The 18832-nt window shown below is 57.5% G+C and carries 12 protein-coding genes; 8 read left to right on the forward strand and 4 right to left on the reverse strand.

Annotated elements, in window-relative coordinates; genetic code table 11:
- Window positions 1–81: 81 nt before the first annotated feature.
- Window positions 82–1545 carry a chitinase gene (locus G5367_RS01305; protein ID WP_421243610.1) on the reverse strand — a complete coding sequence of 488 codons (1464 nt, stop codon included), beginning with the start codon at window positions 1543–1545 and terminating at the stop codon, window positions 82–84.
- A 306-nt stretch (window positions 1546–1851) separates the two neighbouring features.
- Window positions 1852–3072: a methyltransferase gene (locus G5367_RS01310; RefSeq protein ID WP_421243611.1), complete on the reverse strand. Its 1221-nt coding sequence runs from the start codon at window positions 3070–3072 to the stop codon at window positions 1852–1854.
- Between the two features lie 183 nt (window positions 3073–3255).
- On the opposite strand from G5367_RS01310, the gene G5367_RS01315 reads away from it, so the two are divergent.
- Window positions 3256–3834 (forward strand): PhnA domain-containing protein, encoded by a 579-nt coding sequence (locus tag G5367_RS01315; RefSeq protein WP_005333203.1) that lies wholly within the window; start codon window positions 3256–3258, stop codon window positions 3832–3834.
- A 203-nt stretch (window positions 3835–4037) separates the two neighbouring features.
- On the opposite strand, the gene G5367_RS01320 is transcribed toward G5367_RS01315, so the two are convergent.
- Entirely contained in the window at window positions 4038–5564 is a 1527-nt protein-coding gene (locus G5367_RS01320; protein ID WP_005351759.1) for a fumarate hydratase, read from the reverse strand.
- Window positions 5565–5858: 294 nt separating this feature from the next.
- Here G5367_RS01320 and pabB point away from each other — a divergent pair, with 294 nt between their 5' ends.
- The 3 genes from pabB (at window position 5859) to G5367_RS01335 (ending at window position 9266) form a co-directional block, all read left to right on the forward strand.
- A complete protein-coding gene (pabB, locus tag G5367_RS01325; RefSeq protein WP_234916130.1) occupies window positions 5859–7142 on the forward strand; it encodes an aminodeoxychorismate synthase component I in 1284 nt (427 codons plus the stop codon).
- A 42-nt stretch (window positions 7143–7184) separates the two neighbouring features.
- Window positions 7185–7751 carry a CoA pyrophosphatase gene (locus tag G5367_RS01330; protein WP_005351753.1) on the forward strand — a complete coding sequence of 189 codons (567 nt, stop codon included), beginning with the start codon at window positions 7185–7187 and terminating at the stop codon, window positions 7749–7751.
- 216 nt (window positions 7752–7967) lie between these two features.
- Complete coding sequence (locus tag G5367_RS01335; protein WP_164536753.1) at window positions 7968–9266, forward strand: serine/threonine transporter; 1299 nt, start codon at window positions 7968–7970, stop codon at window positions 9264–9266.
- Window positions 9267–9831: 565 nt separating this feature from the next.
- Here the strand turns inward: G5367_RS01335 and sstT are convergent.
- Window positions 9832–11082, reverse strand: coding sequence for a serine/threonine transporter SstT (sstT, locus tag G5367_RS01340; protein WP_088868995.1), 1251 nt, complete (start codon window positions 11080–11082; stop codon window positions 9832–9834).
- 355 nt (window positions 11083–11437) lie between these two features.
- On the opposite strand from sstT, the gene G5367_RS01345 reads away from it, so the two are divergent.
- The 4 genes from G5367_RS01345 to G5367_RS01360 all read left to right on the forward strand — a co-directional run bounded on the left by G5367_RS01345 (window position 11438) and on the right by G5367_RS01360 (window position 18693).
- The gene (locus G5367_RS01345; RefSeq protein WP_421243612.1) at window positions 11438–13354 is read left to right on the forward strand and encodes a RecQ family ATP-dependent DNA helicase; all 1917 of its coding nucleotides are present in this window, start codon (window positions 11438–11440) and stop codon (window positions 13352–13354) included.
- Window positions 13355–13945: 591 nt separating this feature from the next.
- Complete coding sequence (locus G5367_RS01350) at window positions 13946–15868, forward strand: PrkA family serine protein kinase (RefSeq protein ID WP_421243613.1); 1923 nt, start codon at window positions 13946–13948, stop codon at window positions 15866–15868.
- Between the two features lie 23 nt (window positions 15869–15891).
- Window positions 15892–17163, forward strand: coding sequence for a YeaH/YhbH family protein (locus G5367_RS01355; protein WP_421243614.1), 1272 nt, complete (start codon window positions 15892–15894; stop codon window positions 17161–17163).
- Between the two features lie 9 nt (window positions 17164–17172).
- On the forward strand, window positions 17173–18693 hold the full coding sequence (locus G5367_RS01360; protein WP_019445117.1) for a SpoVR family protein: 1521 nt from the start codon (window positions 17173–17175) through the stop codon (window positions 18691–18693).
- The last annotated feature ends 139 nt before the right edge of the window (window positions 18694–18832 follow it).

Consider the following 18832-nt stretch of genomic DNA (forward strand, 5'->3'; position numbering starts at 1 on the left):
AGGGAGATATCTCCTCCCTGCTGCCTGCTTGTTTCCACTACCGATAGATCATGGTGATTGACCATGATCCCAACGGCAACCTTATTTGGTCACCACCACAGCCCAGGGACCACCTTTGGCGGGCTCATCTCCTTGCGTCCACCATTTGGCCTGATAGACGGTGCCCTTGTAGCTCACCTTGTTGCCCGCGGTATAGACCTTGCTGGCCTCCCAGGCAGGCTGGCCATCAAGGGGCGGGTCAACCGGATCGACTGGGGCAGGATCGAGCTTGGCGACGATCCGCACTTTCGGCCAGTTGGCGTGGGAACCGTAGAAGTTGGTCACGCACTTCTCGTAATCGCCCGGCGCCAGCGCAGAATAAGCGGTCTGAAAGCCCACCAGCTCGCACTCGAAAGAGTAACCGCCCGGGCGATCCGGATAGTATTTCCAGTTGCCATCCCAGTTGGTGTAAAGCACGTCGGTGGCACCGTTAAGATTGAGACTGCCATAGGGCGTCTGCTGCCAGCAGGTGTTCTTCTCATCTGCCTTGATCGGGATCTGGTAATGGTTGGCCAGCCCTTCCCAGTAGCGGATACGATTGACCGGCTGCCCCTTGTCCTTGTTCTGCTCGCCGCACTCGATACCGCCGTTGATGACGTTGATAGTGGTACCGAAGCCATAGCCAATGCCGGCATCGGCCTCCCGTTTTGAGGGTACCCAGGTGCGATCAATCACGTGCAGCATGGCCGGTTTCGGGGCCTGCGGGGTGAGGAAGAACCAGATGGCCGAAGCGAGGTTGAGCCAGGAGTCCGCCACCAGCCCCGGGTTGTTGAGCAGCACGGAGGCATCGCCATCAAACATCGCCTCGGAGAAGGCGCCGTAGTTGAAGTGGTAGGAGAGCTGCTTGGCGCCGCGGCCGAAGTACCCCTGACCCGTGCTGCAAGGCCACTTCTTGTTCTGCCAGTCGTTCTGGCCACAGCCGGTGGTGTAGCCGGTCTGTCCCTCTGACCAGCCCATCTCCCGCACATGCACCAGCGCCTGTTGCCACTCCTCCAGCCCCAGCGGGTTATCAGAGACGTTCTCCTTGGCAATATGGCCGCCCGTCTCCTGAGAGAAGTGGGCAAAGGCCGTCACAATGGATTTTTTACAGATCGCATCAGAATCGCGCCCATCGGTATATTCACCGCAGAACGCAGGAAATTTACCGATGGCCCGCAAGAAGCGGACATAGGTATATTCCGGCGCGGCCATCTGGGTTAAATATTCCCATTCAGATTGGGGAAATACCCGTTCAACCCGTTTTACGTTGTCAGGATTGCTTGCCAGACCCGGTTCAATGGCATCGACTATTTTATTTGACCGGGTGGCCAGTGCCTTGGCCCATATTGCATACATGGGGTTGGCCGTCTTGGCCTTTTCCACAGCGGCCAGATCCGGGGCCGCAATCACATATCCTCCCGCATTTTGCGGATCGGGTTGAATATTCATGGCTGCACTCATTGCGGCATAGCTTGGCAATGTGCAAGCGGCAGCGATCAGCCAGGCACAACGCTTGGGTTTGAACATGTTTATCGTCCTTGTTTGAATTAATGCGCTCCAAGAGTAGGTGTTCCAACAACTAAATTCACGATGAAAATTAAGAAATGCGCGTAATTTGTGAACCATTTCACCTTGTGCTACTCAACGCAGCTAAAACGACATAAAAGAACTCAAACGATGACCATTTTGGCCTGTTTTGTCACCCGTATGGGGAGGCGAAAGACGATCAGATGATCTGTCACCAATTTATTATTCGTGGCAAAAAAAATGGCTGACCCGCTTCACCCGTCAGCCATCAACAATGTTCAAATAACGCTCACAAAAAGCTCGGTGTCAGGAGCGCACGGCACGGATCAGGATATTGCGCGGGGTCATGGGTTTGGCACAGAACTCCCCCACTTCGACCCGATAGCCCTGCTCTTGCAAAAAGAGCGCGCGATCCAGCGCCAGCCAGATCTCGAGGGGACGGCGAAATAAATGACGTACCAGCTCCATGCGGGCGATATCACCAAAGCGACGCTCCCCGTGTTCCAACCAGGCGGGATAGTCCAGCCCGGCGGGCAGCACAATCCCTTTGCGCTCGGAAGCCCAAACGCAGAATGCCTCGAAGGTGCCGGTCAGCAGGCTCTTTTGCATATTGGGCACCGGCAGATACTCATCCACCCCGCGCACCTGACGCTGCAGGCAGTCAAACCCGAGCCGCCACACCACTTCCTGCTCGCGCAGACGGGCGATCCGCGCACCGCCGGTCACCGTCTCCTGCAACGGCAATTTGAGATCCGCCTTGCTCAACACCAGCTCGCTGGCGTTGGCCGCTACCGACAGCGGGCGATAGTGGCTGCTGCGGATCAGGTGGTAACAACAGGGAGAGATGGTCACTCCGCTAGCACTGCGCTCGGCTACCCGTTCCAGCAGATGGGTGTGTAGCTCGCCGCAGGCATGAAGCGCCATGGCATGGTGCTCGGGGGCGATCAGCGCCGCCGACTCGGGGGCAAAGGCATCGGCGCAGGTAAAAGTTATATTGGCGCCATCCCGCTCGGCCAGCAGCCGACCTTCGTCACAAAGCTGATCTTGCAACTCCAGACTGAGGATCGGAGCCTGTCGATGAAGTGATACCAGCCGCCCAAGGTGGCCCTTGCCAGCACACCACTCCAGATAGGGGCCCTGATGGGCAGGCAGACAGGCGGTGAACGACTCGATCTGGGCCTGCTTGCGCCCCGGCATATGCAGCGCCATCTCCTTGCTGCAGGTGATGGGCTCAGGGGTAAACGGGGCAAGCTGACTGAGTTGCTGCAGCTCGGCTCCCTCGGCAATCCAGGGGGCAAGAAGACTGCTGAGGGCATCCATATCCGCATCGAGCTCTGCCAACTGGCCGAGCGTCAGCCCATTGAGCAACGCCGCCAGTTCGGGCGCCTCATCGGCAAAGGCCATGGTCAAATGATGATATGGCTGATATTGCCACCAGCGTCGGTAGCGGGTGAGCAGTCGATCCAGTTGTTGAAAACGTTGAGCCAGCACGAATGCCCCTGCCTTGCAGTCAAAAAGGAGGCTCATTCTAGCGATCCCGCTTCAAATTGCACTCTCAATACCAAACGATCAGCGCCGCGCAACAGCACCGCCAACCCTGTGAGCCAGGGCAGACCTGACAAAGTACGGGGTTTTATGCTATATTCCGCCGCCTCTTTCACGCACCCCGCCAACGCGGGATGCTTTATCACTAGCTATGGGACCAACAACATGACCATCAACGCCATTCTGCAAGCGCGCGCGGGCGCCAAGTGTGAACTGTGCAGCGCCGAGCAGGCGCTGACCGCCTTCGTGGTGCCTCACTCCCCCGCCAGCGACGATGATCACAGCGTTGCTATCTGTGACACCTGCCGTGGTCAGCTGGAACAACCGGATACCCTGGTGGTCAACCACTGGCGTTGCCTGAGTGACAGCATGTGGAGCCAGGTGCCTGCGGTGCAGGTGATGGCATGGCGCCAGCTGAAAGCACTCTCCGGCAAGGGTGAAGTGTGGGCTCAGGATCTGCTGGACATGATGTACATGGAAGACGAAGCCAAGGCCTGGGCTGAAGCTGGTATTGCTGACGAAGATGACGACAGCGTACCGACCGTTGACTCCAACGGCGCCGTGCTGCAAGAGGGCGACTCCGTTACCCTGATCAAGGATCTGGATGTGAAAGGCGCCGGTTTCACCGCCAAGCGCGGCACCCTGGTCAAGGGCATCCGTCTGACCAACAACCCGCTTCATATCGAAGGCAAGGTCAATGGCGTGCAGATCGTACTGGTTGCTGCCTACCTGAAAAAGGCCTAAGCCAAGGGCTTTTGCTCTGCTGTCTGCTGCCAGAGCACAAGCACAACGGAAAAAGGATGGCGTCACGCCATCCTTTTTATACCCGCTTGCCGTAAACGGCCAACCTGAGCCCATAACAGGCCAGCCAAAGCAACAAGGCGCATCCGGATGGACGCGCCTTGTTTACATGGCCGATGCCGTTAACCGGCAGCGAAAACGGTCACTCAGGAGGAGAGCTTGCCATCCAGCTCGGCAATCTTGGCAGACCAGTAGGCCGGGCCGGTTTCGTGGATATTGTTGCCTTCGGAGTCGACCGCAACAGTCACCGGCATATCTTCCACTTCAAACTCGTAGATCGCTTCCATGCCGAGATCGGCAAAAGCTACCACACGCGCCTTCTTGATGGCCTTGGCCACCAGATAAGCGGCGCCGCCTACCGCCATCAGATAGACGGCCTTGTGCTGTTTGATGCTCTCGACGGTTTTCGGGCCTCGCTCGGATTTGCCGATCATGCCGATAAGGCCGGTTTCACCCAGCATCATGTCGGTGAACTTGTCCATCCGGGTGGAGGTGGTGGGGCCAGCCGGGCCAACTACTTCGTCACGCACCGCATCGACCGGGCCAACGTAATAGATGAAGCGGTTGGTGAAATCGACCCCTTCCGGCAGCCCTTCGCCATTTTTCAGCATGTCGGCGATACGCTTGTGGGCGGCATCGCGACCGGTGAGGATCTTGCCGGAGAGCAGCACGGTATCACCGCTCTTCCAGCTGGCCAGCTCGGCCTTGGTGATGCCATCGACGTTGACGCGGCGCACATTGCCACCCGCTTCACGGGTGATCTCCGGCCAGTCACTCAGTTTCGGCGGAGTCAGTTCGGCAGGGCCTGAACCATCCAGCTCGAAGTGAACGTGGCGGGTGGCGGCGCAGTTGGGGATCATCACCACCGGCTTGGAAGCGGCATGCGTCGGCGCAGATTTCACCTTCACATCCAGCACGGTAGTGAGGCCGCCCAGACCCTGGGCACCGATCCCCAGCTTGTTGACCTTGTCGTAGAGCTCGACCCGCAGCTTCTCTTCGGTGGTTTGCGGGCCACGGGCGATCAGCTCCTGAATGTCGATGTGCTCCATCAGGGCCTCTTTGGCCAGCACCGCCGCTTTCTCGGCGGTACCGCCGATGCCGATGCCCAGCATGCCGGGCGGGCACCAGCCTGCGCCCATGGTCGGCACGGTTTTCAGCACCCACTCGACGATATCGTCAGAGGGGTTGAGCATCACCATCTTGGATTTGTTCTCGGAGCCGCCACCTTTGGCCGCGATGCTCACTTCCACCTTGTTGCCGGGGATCATGTCGATATGCACCACGGCAGGGGCGTTGTCTTTGGTGTTTTTGCGACTGCCGGCCGGATCGGCCAGCACGGAGGCGCGCAGCGGGTTGTCAGGATTGGTGTAGGCACGACGGGTCCCTTCGTCCACCATCTCCTGCACCGTCATGTCGCTGTCCCACTGGACTTGCATGCCGATCTTGACGAAACAGGTCACGATGCCGGTGTCCTGGCAGAGCGGGCGATGACCTTCGGCGGACATGCGGGAGTTGATCAGGATCTGGGCCAGCGCATCTTTGGCGGCCGGGTTGGCCTCACGGTCATACGCCGCTTTGGCAGCCTGAACAAAATCCAACGGGTGGTAATAGGAGATGTACTGGAGGGCATCTGCGATAGAATCGATGAAATCCTGTTTTTTTATAATGCTCATATCATCCTCACTGGTCCTTGTCTCTGCCACGGAGCAGGGCAAGGGCTTCCATATGATGGGCCGTGCTGACGTGCTGGCTAAAAACTATCAACCAGCAAAAAACGAACGACACGGCAGTTTTTTCTTAAGTCACCGACACCTATGATACGCTTGCCCACCAGCACCGACTAGGGTTCGGGAACCAAACTGTTGCCTGTGTAACATAAAATGACGCCAACACTTCATATCCATCATCTAGACCATAGTGCTGAGCTCCATCAGCTTTTTGCCCGCCTGCAACATCAGCCGTGGGCCATGTTGCTGGAATCGGCGGGGCCACTCGGCGCCGATAACGGCTTTGATATCATCACTGCCGACCCGCTGGCGACCCTCGAAACCCGCGGCGAAGTGACCACTCTGCGTGTCGGGGCGAATATCAGCAAACACCACGAAGATCCCCTCGCCCTGCTGGCCCATACCCAGCAACAGTTGCTGGGGGAGCTGGAGCTGTGCGCCACTCACCTGCCCTTTATTGGTGGCGCCCTCGGCTTGTTTGGCTATGATCTCGGCCGCCGCTTCGAACGACTGCCGGTGCAGGCCGCCGCCGATATCGCGGTGCCGGACATGGCGGTAGGCATCTACGACTGGGCGCTGCTGCGCAATGTGGCGACCGGCGACTGGCAGCTGGTGCACTGGGGGGATGAAGCAGGCCTTGCCAACCGGCTGGCCTGGTTTGAACAGCAGCAGGCCAAACCGGCCCCTGCTTTTGCCTTGTTGGGGGCGTGGCAGAGCAATATGAGCCGCGCCGAGTATGGCGAGAAGTTTGCCCGCATTCAGGAATATCTCGCCGCGGGGGATTGCTACCAGATCAACCTGACCCAGCGTTTCAGCGCCCCCTATCAGGGGGATGAGTGGCAGGCCTATTGCCTGCTGGCAACCGCCAACAAGGCCCCCTTCTCAGCCTTTATCCGCCTGCCGGAGAGCGCGCTGCTGAGCCTCTCCCCCGAGCGGTTCCTGCTGCTCGATGGCCGTCATATCGAAACCAAACCCATCAAGGGCACTCGCCCTCGCCACCCCGATCCGGCAATCGATCGGCAAGTCGCGCAGGAGCTGGCGCAGGCGGACAAGGACAGATCAGAGAATCTGATGATCGTTGATCTGCTGCGCAACGATATAGGTCGGGTCAGCCGGCCTGGCTCGGTCAGCGTGCCTCATCTGTTTGCGGTGGAGTCGTTTCCAGCGGTACATCATCTGGTCTCCACCATCCATGGTGAGCTGGATGCACGCTGGCAAGGGGTCGATCTGCTGCGCGCCTGTTTCCCTGGTGGCTCCATCACCGGCGCCCCCAAGATCCGCGCCATGGAGATCATCGAAGAGCTTGAGCCCCAGCGCCGCAATGCCTATTGCGGCAGCATCGGCTACCTCAGCCAGCATGGTCGGATGGACACCAGCATCTGCATTCGCACTTTGATCGCCGAAGCGGGTCGCCTGCACTGCTGGGCCGGTGGCGGCATCATCGCCGACTCCGACGCCGACAGCGAATATCAGGAGACCTATGACAAGGTTGCCCGCATCCTGCCGCCGCTGTCGGCGCTGTAATCCTCCCCACTGTCAGGCCAACGCACAGGAGAGCTCCCCGCCATGGATCGCCACGAACTGCTGACCCGCTTCCAGTTGCAGCGACCCGCCCCGGCCCATCGCCTCGCCATTGGCGGGCTCAGTCCGGCGGCGGTGTTGATCCCGGTGGTGATGCGCGACGAGGGGCTCAGCGTGTTATTGACCCGGCGCAGCCCACGGCTGCGTCATCATGGGGGGCAGATCAGCTTTCCCGGCGGGCGACAGGATCCCGGTGACGAAAACCTGATTGCCACGGCGCTGCGGGAGACCGAAGAGGAGCTCGGCATTCCGGCCCGGCTCATTGAAGTGATCGGCACCCTCAACCCGCTCAATACGGTGTCACGATTCGAGGTGCTGCCGGTGCTGGGGCTGCTCGATGGCAACTATCCCCTCATCCTGAGTCCGGATGAGGTGGATCACGCCTTCGAAGTGCCGCTGACCCATCTGCTGGATCGACGCAACCACATCCCCCTAACCCTTTCCAGAGGGGGGAAAGCACACACCATCTACTGGATCCCCTGGCAACAGCACTTTATCTGGGGGGCTACCGCCAGCATGATCAACCAGCTAGCCCAGCATCTCGCAAAATAACAATTTACCCACATTTGGCTGAGCGAGATTTAATCATTAACACTAAAATAACGTGCCAATTGATAAACAATAATTGAATTTTTCTTGTTTTGATCACATTTCCATAAGAAAGTGCGGTTTTTCGTGCCGTAAAGATGAATTTGATCAACATTTTTGATTAGAAAAACCGTATCCTTGCGCCGACTTAATAAGAACCACACATTCGGGGTGAGATAGATGTCAAACACAGTCACTGGCACGCAGGGAGTTGCGGCGTCAACAGAGCAAGGGATCAGCTCTACTCAAACCACTCGTTGGGAAAAACGCGACTCTACCTGGGTCATCAGTCTGTTCGGGACCGCGGTTGGTGCGGGTATCCTGTTCCTGCCGATCAACGCGGGTATGGGCGGTTTCTGGCCGCTGGTCGTCATGGCGCTGCTGGTAGGTCCCATGACCTATCTGGCCCACCGTGGTCTGGCCCGCTTCGTGCTCTCCTCCAAAAAGCCAAACGCAGACATCACCGAAGTGGTGGAAGAACACTTTGGCGTGGGTGCCGGTAAATTAATCACCCTGCTCTACTTCTTCGCCATCTACCCCATCGTGCTGATCTACGGCGTGGGTATCACCAACACCGTGGAAAGCTTCATGGTCAACCAGCTGCAGATGAGTGCTCCGCCGCGCTGGATCCTCTCCATCGTGCTGATCATGGGCATGATGTCGGTGATGCTGGCCGGTGAAAAGCTGATGCTGAAAGTGACCGAGCTGCTGGTTTATCCGCTGATCGCCATTCTGGCCGGTATCTCTTTGTACCTGATCCCGGACTGGACCGGCGCCGCGCTGGAGCAAGTGCCCTCTGCCAAGGATTTCGCTACTACCCTGTGGCTGACCATCCCGGTACTGGTCTTCTCCTTCAACCACAGCCCGGCTATCTCCAGCTTCTCTCTGGCCCAGCGCCGCGACCACGGTGATCAGGCTGTCGAGAAAGCCGATGCCATCCTCAAGCGTACCGCCATGGTGCTGCTGGGCTTCGTGATGTTCTTCGTCTTCTCCTGCGTCATGAGCCTGACACCGGCCCAGCTGGCAGAAGCCAAGGCTCAGAACATCGCCGTACTCTCCTATCTGGCCAACCAGCATGCCAGCCCCATCATCTCCTACTTCGGTCCGTTGGTTGCGTTCGTCGCCATCGTCTCCTCCTTCTTCGGCCACTATCTGGGTGCCCGTGAAGGTCTGAAAGGGATGATCGTGCAGAACATGCGCAAGTCCGGCAAAGAGCCGAACGCCAAGAAAGTCGAGATGTTCATCATCGCCTTCTTCATCCTGACCCTGTGGGGCACTGCCATTGCCAACCCCTCCATCCTGGGCATGATTGAATCTCTTGGCGGCCCGATCATCGCCACCATCCTGTTCATCATGCCGATGTACGCCATCAAGCGCGTACCGGCCATGGCGAAGTATCAGGGTCATATCAGCAACGTCTTCGTAACCGTGATGGGTCTGACCGCTATCTCCGCCATCCTCTATCAGCTGGTCGGTTAATCCCCTACCTGCCGCTGATAGCAAAAAGCCAGCCGAACAGTCGGCTGGCTTTTTTATCTCTGCAATCTGTGCCTCCGCGATTCCCCTGCTCTCTCCTTATTACTCTCCTCACCTTGTTGGATATCTGCATGCTCACCAGCACCATGACTGAGCACATCGGGCATCAACATGACCCCTCATGCCCGCAGCTCAATATCGCCAACACGTTTACTCCCCCTCACCAAACCATGATGGCGTATCTGATAGGACGGGTTCATCTGCCGCAGCCAGCTATCTTCGTTTTTATGTGATGCTGTGATGCTGTGATGCTGTGATTGTCTTGAAGATCTGGGGTAAGCCATAGCAATCGGCTGTTAGCAGAGCAGACAAAGATGTGTAACGCACAACAGAAGGAGTAATCACGACTCAAAGGGATAAAGATGAGGCAACGCCTTGGACAAGGGCGACAGAATATCCGGTACATCAGCCAAAGAGCCTGCTTAAAGAGGAAAAGAGAGCAAATCCGGCAATAAAAAGCGCCCTCCGAAGAGGGCGCAAGTGTGTTGCGAAACTGACCGTTGCGAGATCAGGCTTCGCGGCTCGGTACCGGAGCCACATCCAGCAAGGTTTCATCTTCAGCCATGCAAGCTGCAGCGGTGAACAGCACGTCGGTGGAGCTGTTAAGGGCAGTCTCGGCAGAATCCTGAAGTACGCCGATGATAAAGCCGACGGCCACCACCTGCATGGCGATGTCGTTGCTGATACCAAACAGGCTGCACGCCAGCGGGATCAGCAGCAAGGAGCCACCGGCTACACCGGACGCGCCACAGGCACTGACGGTAGCTACCACAGAGAGCAGCACGGCCGTTGCCATGTCCACTTCCATCCCCAGGGTATGTACCGCCGCCATGGCGAGCACAGTGATGGTGATGGCCGCACCCGCCATGTTGATGGTGGCACCCAGCGGGATGGAGACAGCGTAGGTATCTTTGGGCAGGCGCAGTTTTTCACACAGCGCCATGTTGACAGGAATGTTGGCGGCAGAGCTGCGAGTAAAGAAGGCGGTCACGCCACTCTCTTTGAGGCAAGTCAGCACCAGCGGATAAGGGTTGCGCTTGATCTTCCAGAAGACGATCAGCGGGTTGACCACGAAGGCGATAAACAGCATGCAGCCGATCAGCACCACCAGCAGTTGGGCATAGCCAAACAGGGCGTCGAAGCCGGTCTCAGCCAGAGTGGAGGCAACCAGACCCAAGATCCCGAGCGGGGCACAGCGGATCACCGCTTTCACGATGGCGGAGACACCGTGAGACAGGTCAGTGATCAGCGCCTTGGTGCTCTCGTTGGCATGGCGCATGGCGATACCCAGACCGATGGCCCACGCCAGGATCCCGATATAGTTGGCATCCATCAGCGCCTTGACCGGGTTGGTCACCACGTTGAACAGCAGGGTCTGCAGCACCTCGGTGATCCCGCCTGGCGGGGTGATCTCGGCAGTATTGGCCACCAGATGGAGGTTGGAGGGGAACAGGAAGCTGGCAATCACCGCGACCACGGCCGCAGAGAAGGTACCAAACAGATAGAGCAGCAGGATCGGTCGCATATTGGTCTTCTGACCCTGCTTGTGACCAATGATGGCCGCCATCACCAGTACGAATACCAGCAGCGGGGCTACTGCTTTCAGTGCGCCAACAAACAGACTGCCGAGCAGACCTGCCGTTTTCGCCCACTCGGGCGCAAATAGTGCCAGCAAGATACCGAATACCAGACCAACCAGGATCTGGCTGACCAGACTGGTGCTATTGACCAGCCGAAGGAGGGGGTGTTGTTGTGTCATCAAAAAAGTCCCTAAGCACCGTAGTGCATGAATCATGAGTCCTGTCTGCAACCACTCATCGGGAGACCCCTGTCGCCCGAATGTGGTGTCTGTGGCCAGCCTTCTGCCGGGCCGATCCGCCAGTCACCGGATTGCATGACGGAATATCCCATTCGCCATCTTTTTTTTCCAGAGACTCACCAAAAAATATCCCGTTTCCATCACAAAAAACCGCAACAAAACCTTAACCACAGCGCAACCACCCATTTTTGTACGTTTTATCGACACTCTCTGCCCTTACCCTCACGACCATTCCTGTGTCACCCGTGACCGGCATCGCTGTGCTATCATCCCCCATTTGCCGCGGAGCCTTACCATGATCCCATCCCTGCTCAACCAATATTTTGGTTTCTCCGCACTCAGGCCAGGTCAGGAAGCGGTGATCAGCCGGGTGCTGGCAGGTCAGAGTGCCGCCGCCATCTTTCCCACCGGCTCCGGCAAGTCCCTCTGTTATCAACTGCCGGCCCTCGCCCTGCCTCACCTGACCCTGGTTATCTCGCCGCTACTGGCGCTGATGCACGATCAGCTCGCCTTCCTTAAAAGCAAGGGAATAAGCGCCGCTACCCTCGACTCAAGCCAGAGCCCGGAGGAGAGCCGACGAGTGATGCAGCAGGCGCTGGATGGCCAGCTCAAGATCCTGATGATCTCGGTGGAGCGACTCAAGAACGAGCGCTTTCGCCGCTTTATCCAGCAAGTGCCGCTCTCGCTGCTGGTCGTCGATGAGGCGCACTGTATCTCGGAGTGGGGCCACAACTTTCGCCCCGACTACCTCAAGCTGCCGAGCTATCGCCATGATCTGAAGATCCCGCAGGTATTGCTGCTCACCGCCACCGCCACACCGGCGGTGATTCAGGATATGCAGACCAAATTCGGCATCGCGCCGGAGGGGGTCGTGGTCACCGGTTTCTACCGCCCCAATCTTGATCTGGCGGTCATTCCCCTGTCGCCCGACGCGCGGGATAGCTGGCTCGCGCAGGAGTTGGCCAACGATCCGGCGGCCCCCACCATCGTCTACGTCACTTTGCAACACACCGCAGAAGCCTGTGCCGAGCAACTCATTAGAGAAGGGATCAACGCCCGCGCCTATCATGCCGGACTCGACTCGGTGCTGCGCAGTCAGATCCAGCACGACTTCATGGCGGGCAAGGTGGATTGCATCGTCGCCACCATCGCCTTTGGGATGGGGATCGACAAAGCGGATATCCGGCGGGTCATTCACTACGATCTGCCCAAATCCATCGAAAACTACAGCCAGGAGATTGGCCGCGCCGGAAGGGATGGCCAACCATCGCGCTGTATCGTGCTGGCCAACCAGAGCCAGCTGCCGGTGCTGGAGAACTTCGTCTACGGCGATACGCCGGATTTGAGTGCCATCCTCCAGCTCCTTGCCATCATCAAGCAGAGCGGGAGCGAGTGGGAATTCACCCTGCTGCGTCTCTCCAACGACACCAATATCCGCCAGTTGCCCCTTAAAACCCTGCTGGTCTATCTGGAGATGGCAGGCATCATCACACCGGCCTACAGCTACTACGCCGACTACCGCTTCAAGTTTGTGCTGGATAAAGGCGAGATAGTGAGCCGCTTCAATCCGGATCGTCGCCAGTTTCTGGAGCAACTGTTCGCCTGCGCCCCGCAAGCCCGCAGTTGGTGCACCATGGACTTTGACGCCCTCTGGCAGGGCTATCAGGGGGAGCGACAGCGGGCGGTTGCGGCGCTCGACTACCTGCAGCAGCAAGGCTGGATCGAGCTTGAAAGCAAACAGATGACCGAGGTCTACCGGATCACCCGTCAGGGGTGGGACAACGAGCAGGAGGCTAACGCGCTCCATGCGCTCTTCTTGCAAAAAGAGCAGAGTGAGTTGGCCAGACTGCAAGCCATGCTCGACTTTTTCACCTCGGATGAGTGCCTGAGCCACCGCCTCGCCCGCTATTTTGCCGATGAGGTGGCGCCGGTTCATTGTGGCCACTGTTCGGTTTGTCGCGGCGAGGTGGCGCATCTCCCGCCCCTGCCCTCACTGACCATGCCAAACGAGGCGGGGATCCGCGCCTGGTGCGATCCGCTGATTGCCAAGACCGGTTCCGTGGATGCGCGTGTTCTGGCCCGTTTCCTGTGCGGTATCGCCACACCGCTGACCAGCCGGGTCAAGGCCAAATCGCTGGCGGGCGCTGGCCAGTTGGCCGCGCACCCGTTTGCCCGCGTCCTGGCGGCAGTGCAACAAGCCTACCCTTGCTAGATGAGTGCTGGTGGCTTCAATAGCCACCAGCAGAAACAAGCGTTTAAAGACGCAGAAAAAGAAGACCCTCGCGGTTGCGAGGGTCAAGCCAACGGAAACGTGCTTAAACAGAGCTTGGTGAGGCAACAGTCAACTCTCTTGCTAAAGCGTCTTGCTGCTCACACATCGCCAATCTAGGGCACTCAAAATGTAGCGTCAATGTAAAAATTAGAGCCAAAACTCCAAACAAAGTGATTTACGTTGACGTTCACGTAATGACATTCTCATCCATAACCCCGCCAACCCGCAGCCCCATTGCCTTTCGTCAAACCCCTTAATCTTTTCGCAATAAGTTCCCTGTTTCCCATAAACATTTATTTTTTATGTCTTTGACATTTACCTCACTATCGTGGCAAAAATAATTTAACAGTCAGTAACATAGCGGTGTTGTTGACTGACCCTCCCCGCAAAAGGATCGGGCAGGTTTCTTCAGAATTTAACCTATCAACCGTGATGGATTACTGGAGTCTGTTGACTAGGCTTTAAAAGCGCACAACACAAAAGCAGTCATCCACTTTTTTCAGGGTAAGCGACTATAACGAGGGCAAAGTTATGGGCATATTCGAGCATTACCAACAGCGATATGAAAAAGCGAGAGAAGAGGAATATACCATCCAGGAGTTCCTGGATATGTGTAAGCAGGACAAAGCCTGCTACGCCTCCGCAGCCGAACGTCTGCTGACCGCCATCGGTGAGCCGGAGATGGTAGACACCTCAGCCAACCCCAGACTGAGCCGACTCTTCTCCAACCGCGTCGTGGCACGCTATCCCGCCTTCAAGGATTTCTACGGGATGGAAGAGGCCATCGAACAGATCGTCTCCTACCTCAAACACTCCGCCCAAGGGCTGGAGGAGAAGAAACAGATTCTCTATCTGCTGGGCCCCGTTGGCGGCGGTAAATCCTCGCTGGCAGAGAAACTCAAATCCCTGATGCAGAAGGTGCCCATCTATCGCATCAAGGGCTCACCGGTCAACGATCACCCCTTCTGCCTGTTCGATATCGAAGAGGATGGGGAGATCCTGGAGAGAGAGTACGGCATCCCACGCCGCTACCTGCGTCCCATCATGTCCCCTTGGGTGGCCAAACGCCTGCACGAGTTTGGCGGCGACATCACCAAGTTCAAGGTGGAGAAGGTCAACCCCTCCATCCTCGACCAGATCGCCATCGCCAAAACGGAACCCGGTGATGACAACAACCAGGACATCTCCTCACTGGTCGGCAAGGTCGACATCCGCATGCTGGAGCACTTCGCCCAGGATGATGCCGATGCTTACTCCTACTCCGGTGCGCTGTGCAAGGCGAACCAGGGGATCATGGAGTTTGTGGAGATGTTCAAGGCGCCTATCAAGGTGCTGCACCCGCTGCTGACTGCAACACAGGAGGGGAACTACAACGGCACCGAGGGGCTCTCCGCCCTCCCCTTTGACGGCATTCTGCTAGCCCACTCCAACGAATCCGAATGGCAGCAGTTCCGCAACAACAAGAACAACGAGGCCTTCCTCGACCGGGTCTACATCGTCAAGGTGCCTTACTGCCTGCGCGTCTCGGAAGAGGTGAAGATCTACGAGAAGCTGCTGATCAACAGCGAGCTGACCGAGGCCAAGTGCGCCCCGGGTACCCTCGAACTGCTGGGCCAGTTCTCTGTGTTGTCACGGCTGAAAGAGCCGGAAAACTCCAGCATCTACTCCAAGATGCGGGTCTATGATGGCGAGAGCCTGAAGGACACCGATCCCAAGGCGAAGAGCTATCAGGAGTATCGCGACTACGCCGGTGTGGACGAGGGGATGAATGGTCTCTCAACCCGCTTCGCGTTCAAGATCCTCTCCCGCGTCTTCAACTTCGACCACGCGGAAGTGGCCGCCAACCCGGTGCACCTCTTCTATGTGCTGGAGCAGCAAATCGAGCGCGAGCAGTTCCCGCAAGAGCTGCACGATCGCTACCTTGAGTTCATTAAGGGCTATCTGACCCCGCGTTATGTGGAGTTCATCGGCAAGGAGATCCAGACTGCCTATCTCGAGTCCTACTCCGAGTACGGTCAGAACATCTTCGATCGTTACGTCACCTACGCCGACTTCTGGATCCAGGATCAGGAGTACCGTGACCCCGAAACCGGCCAGCTGTTTGATCGGGCTTCGCTCAACAGCGAGCTCGAGAAAATTGAAAAACCTGCCGGGATCAGCAACCCGAAAGATTTCCGTAACGAAATCGTCAACTTCGTGCTGCGTGCCCGGGCCAACAATGCAGGCCGTAACCCCAACTGGACCAGTTACGAGAAGCTGCGCACCGTGATCGAGAAGAAGATGTTCTCCAACACGGAAGAGCTGCTGCCGGTTATCTCCTTCAACAGCAAAACCTCGGCCGAGGAGCAGAAGAAGCACGATAACTTTGTCGAACGGATGATGGAGAAAGGCTACACCCGTAAACAGGTGCGACTGCTCTCCGAATGGTATCTCAGGGTACGCAAGTCATCCTGACCCTGACTGTTCAAGGGGGAGTTATGGCGCATTTTATCGACCGCAGGCTCAACGGCAAAAACAAAAGCGCTGTCAATCGGCAGCGCTTCATCCGCCGCTACAAGAAGCAGATAAAACAAGCGGTCTCGGATGCTGTCTCCAAGCGCAGCATTCAGGACGTAGACAAGGGCGAGAGCATCAGCATCCCGACCAAGGATATCGGCGAGCCCCATTTTCATCAGGGGCACGGTGGTAAACGGGAGATGGTGCATCCCGGCAATGACCAGTTCGTCTCCGGCGACAAGATTGACCGTCCCAAAGGAGGGGGCGGCGGACAGGGTTCCGGCGAGGGACAGGCATCCAATCAGGGTGAAGGGGCCGATGATTTCGTGTTCCAGATCTCCAAGGATGAGTATCTCGATCTGCTGTTTGAAGATCTGGAGCTGCCCAGGCTGCAGAAAACCCAGCTCAATCAGCTGATGGAGGTCAAAACCTATCGGGCGGGCTACACCTCAAATGGGGTGCCCGCCAACATCAACGTGGTGCGCTCGCTGCAAAATTCGCTGGCTCGGCGAATGGCGTTGCAAGCGGGCAAGAAACGCCAACTGCATGAACTGGAAGATAGGCTGACTCGGCTGGCCGCCGATCCCAACGAGCACTTTGCCGAAATCGCCCTGCTCGAGAAGGAGATCAGGGAGCTGAAACGACGGATCGATGCGGTGCCGTTTATTGACACCTTCGATCTCAAGTTCAACAACTTCGTCAAACGGCCCGTCCCCTCCAGCCAGGCGGTGATGTTCTGTCTGATGGACGTCTCGGGCTCCATGGATCAGGCCACCAAGGAGATGGCAAAACGTTTCTATATCCTGCTCTATCTGTTCCTGAGCCGGACCTACAAGAACGTCGAGGTGGTCTATATCCGCCACCACACCCAGGCCAAGGAGGTGGACGAACACGAGTTCTTCTACTCCCAGGAGACCGGCGGCACCATCGTCTCCAGCGCCCTCAAGATGATGAATGACATCATCAACGAGCGTTACCCCGCCAACCAGTGGAATATCTATGCGGCGCAGGCGTCGGATGGTGACAACTGGGCAGATGATTCACCGCAATGCAGGGAGATCCTGGTGCGGGACATCATGCCAAGGGTGCGGTACTACTCCTACATCGAGATCACTACCCGTGCCCACCAGACCCTGTGGCACGAATATGAGTCGGTAGCCAGCCAGTTCCCCCACTTTGCGATGGAGCACATTCGCAAGGTCGAGGATATCTATCCGGTGTTCCGCGAGCTGTTCAAGAAACAAGCGGCGTGAGGAGGTCACATGATCGAAACTGAAAAACGTGTAGCGCCACTGGATGACGGACCAGACTGGAACTTCGATCTGCTGGAGACCTATCACCAGGAGATCGCCCGGGTCGCCCGTTTCTACAAGCTGGACACCTACCCCAACCAGATCGAGGTGATCACCGCCGAGCAGATGATGGATGCCTACTCCAGCGTCGGCATGCCCATCGGCTATCAGCACTGGTCGTTCGGCAAGCGTTTTATCCATACCGAGCGCAATTACAAGCGCGGACAGATGGGACTGGCCTACGAGATCGTCATCAATTCCGATCCCTGCATTGCCTATCTGATGGAGGAGAACACCATGCCGATGCAGGCGCTGGTGATGGCCCACGCCTGCTACGGTCATAACTCCTTCTTCAAGAACAACTACCTGTTCAAGGCGTGGACCGATGCCTCCTCCATCATCGACTACCTGCTGTTCGCCAAGAACTACATCACCCAGTGCGAAGAGAAGCATGGCATCGAGGCGGTGGAACAGCTGCTCGACTCCTGCCATGCCCTGATGAACTTCGGGGTGGATCGCTACAAGCGTCCCCAGAAGATCTCGATGGCAGAGGAGAAGCGGCGTCAGAAGGCGCGGGAAGATTATCTGCAGACTCAGGTCAACGAGCTGTGGCGTACCCTGCCCAAGCAGCATAAAGCGGCGGGTGTGGAGGACAGGCGCTACCCCGCCGAACCCCAGGAGAACATTCTCTACTTTATCGAGAAGAATGCCCCCTTGCTGGAGCCCTGGCAGCGGGAAGTGGTGCGTATCGTGCGCAAGATCAGCCAGTATTTCTATCCGCAAAAGCAGACCCAGGTGATGAACGAGGGATGGGCCACCTTCTGGCACTACACCATCCTCAACCACCTCTATGACGAGGGCAAGCTGAGCGATCGATTCATGATGGAGGTGCTGCACAGCCACACCAACGTGGTCTATCAACCGGCCTACAACAGCCGCTACTACTCGGGGATCAACCCCTATGCGCTGGGGTTTGCCATGTTTACCGACCTGCGCCGCATCTGCGAGAACCCGACCGAGGAAGATAGATACTGGTTCCCCGACTATGCCGGCAGCAACTGGGTGGAGACCCTTCATTTTGCCATGCAGAACTTCAAGGACGAGAGCTTTATCAGCCAGTTCTTAAGCCCGAAAGTGATGCGGGATATGAAGTTGTTCGCCATTGATGACGACGATCTGAAGAATTATCTGAAGGTCTCCGCTATCCACAATGACGAGGGCTACCGTCAGGTGCGCAATACTCTGTCGGCCCAGTACAACCTCAGCAATCTGGAACCCAATATTCAGGTCTACAACGTTGCCGTGAAGGGGGATCGCTCCCTTACCCTGCGCTATGTGCCCCACAACCGCATCCCCCTTGGCGACTCACGCCATGAGGTGCTCAAACACCTGCATCAACTGTGGGGGTTTGATGTAGTGCTGGAGCAGGACAACGGTGAACTGCCACCCGATATTATCGGCCGCTGCCCGGAGCGCAAACCGGGGATCTGACCCGCGATCAGATATCTCTACGGCCCACTTCGGTGGGCCGTTTTTTAATCGGTTGCTTCTGCCAGCATGAGCGCAGCCCAAGCCGTAAAACCGGGACAAACCACAATATAAAAAGAGGCCCGCATGGGGTGCGGGCCTC

Source organism: Aeromonas sp. 604282, assembly GCF_049170575.1.
Lineage (GTDB): Bacteria > Pseudomonadota > Gammaproteobacteria > Enterobacterales > Aeromonadaceae > Aeromonas > Aeromonas veronii_A.

Bases quoted from the DNA above. Each gene is read 5' to 3' on its own strand.
- G5367_RS01305 (WP_421243610.1), bottom strand. From the start codon at position 1,545: ATGTTCAAACCCAAGCGTTGTGCCTGGCTGATCGCTGCCGCTTGCACA.
- G5367_RS01310 (WP_421243611.1), bottom strand. From the start codon at position 3,072: ATGAGCCTCCTTTTTGACTGCAAGGCAGGGGCATTCGTGCTGGCTCAA.
- G5367_RS01315 (WP_005333203.1), top strand. From the start codon at position 3,256: ATGACCATCAACGCCATTCTGCAAGCGCGCGCGGGCGCCAAGTGTGAA.
- G5367_RS01320 (WP_005351759.1), bottom strand. From the start codon at position 5,564: ATGAGCATTATAAAAAAACAGGATTTCATCGATTCTATCGCAGATGCC.
- pabB (WP_234916130.1), top strand. From the start codon at position 5,859: ATGTTGCTGGAATCGGCGGGGCCACTCGGCGCCGATAACGGCTTTGAT.
- G5367_RS01330 (WP_005351753.1), top strand. From the start codon at position 7,185: ATGGATCGCCACGAACTGCTGACCCGCTTCCAGTTGCAGCGACCCGCC.
- G5367_RS01335 (WP_164536753.1), top strand. From the start codon at position 7,968: ATGTCAAACACAGTCACTGGCACGCAGGGAGTTGCGGCGTCAACAGAG.
- sstT (WP_088868995.1), bottom strand. From the start codon at position 11,082: ATGACACAACAACACCCCCTCCTTCGGCTGGTCAATAGCACCAGTCTG.
- G5367_RS01345 (WP_421243612.1), top strand. From the start codon at position 11,438: ATGATCCCATCCCTGCTCAACCAATATTTTGGTTTCTCCGCACTCAGG.
- G5367_RS01350 (WP_421243613.1), top strand. From the start codon at position 13,946: ATGGGCATATTCGAGCATTACCAACAGCGATATGAAAAAGCGAGAGAA.
- G5367_RS01355 (WP_421243614.1), top strand. From the start codon at position 15,892: ATGGCGCATTTTATCGACCGCAGGCTCAACGGCAAAAACAAAAGCGCT.
- G5367_RS01360 (WP_019445117.1), top strand. From the start codon at position 17,173: ATGATCGAAACTGAAAAACGTGTAGCGCCACTGGATGACGGACCAGAC.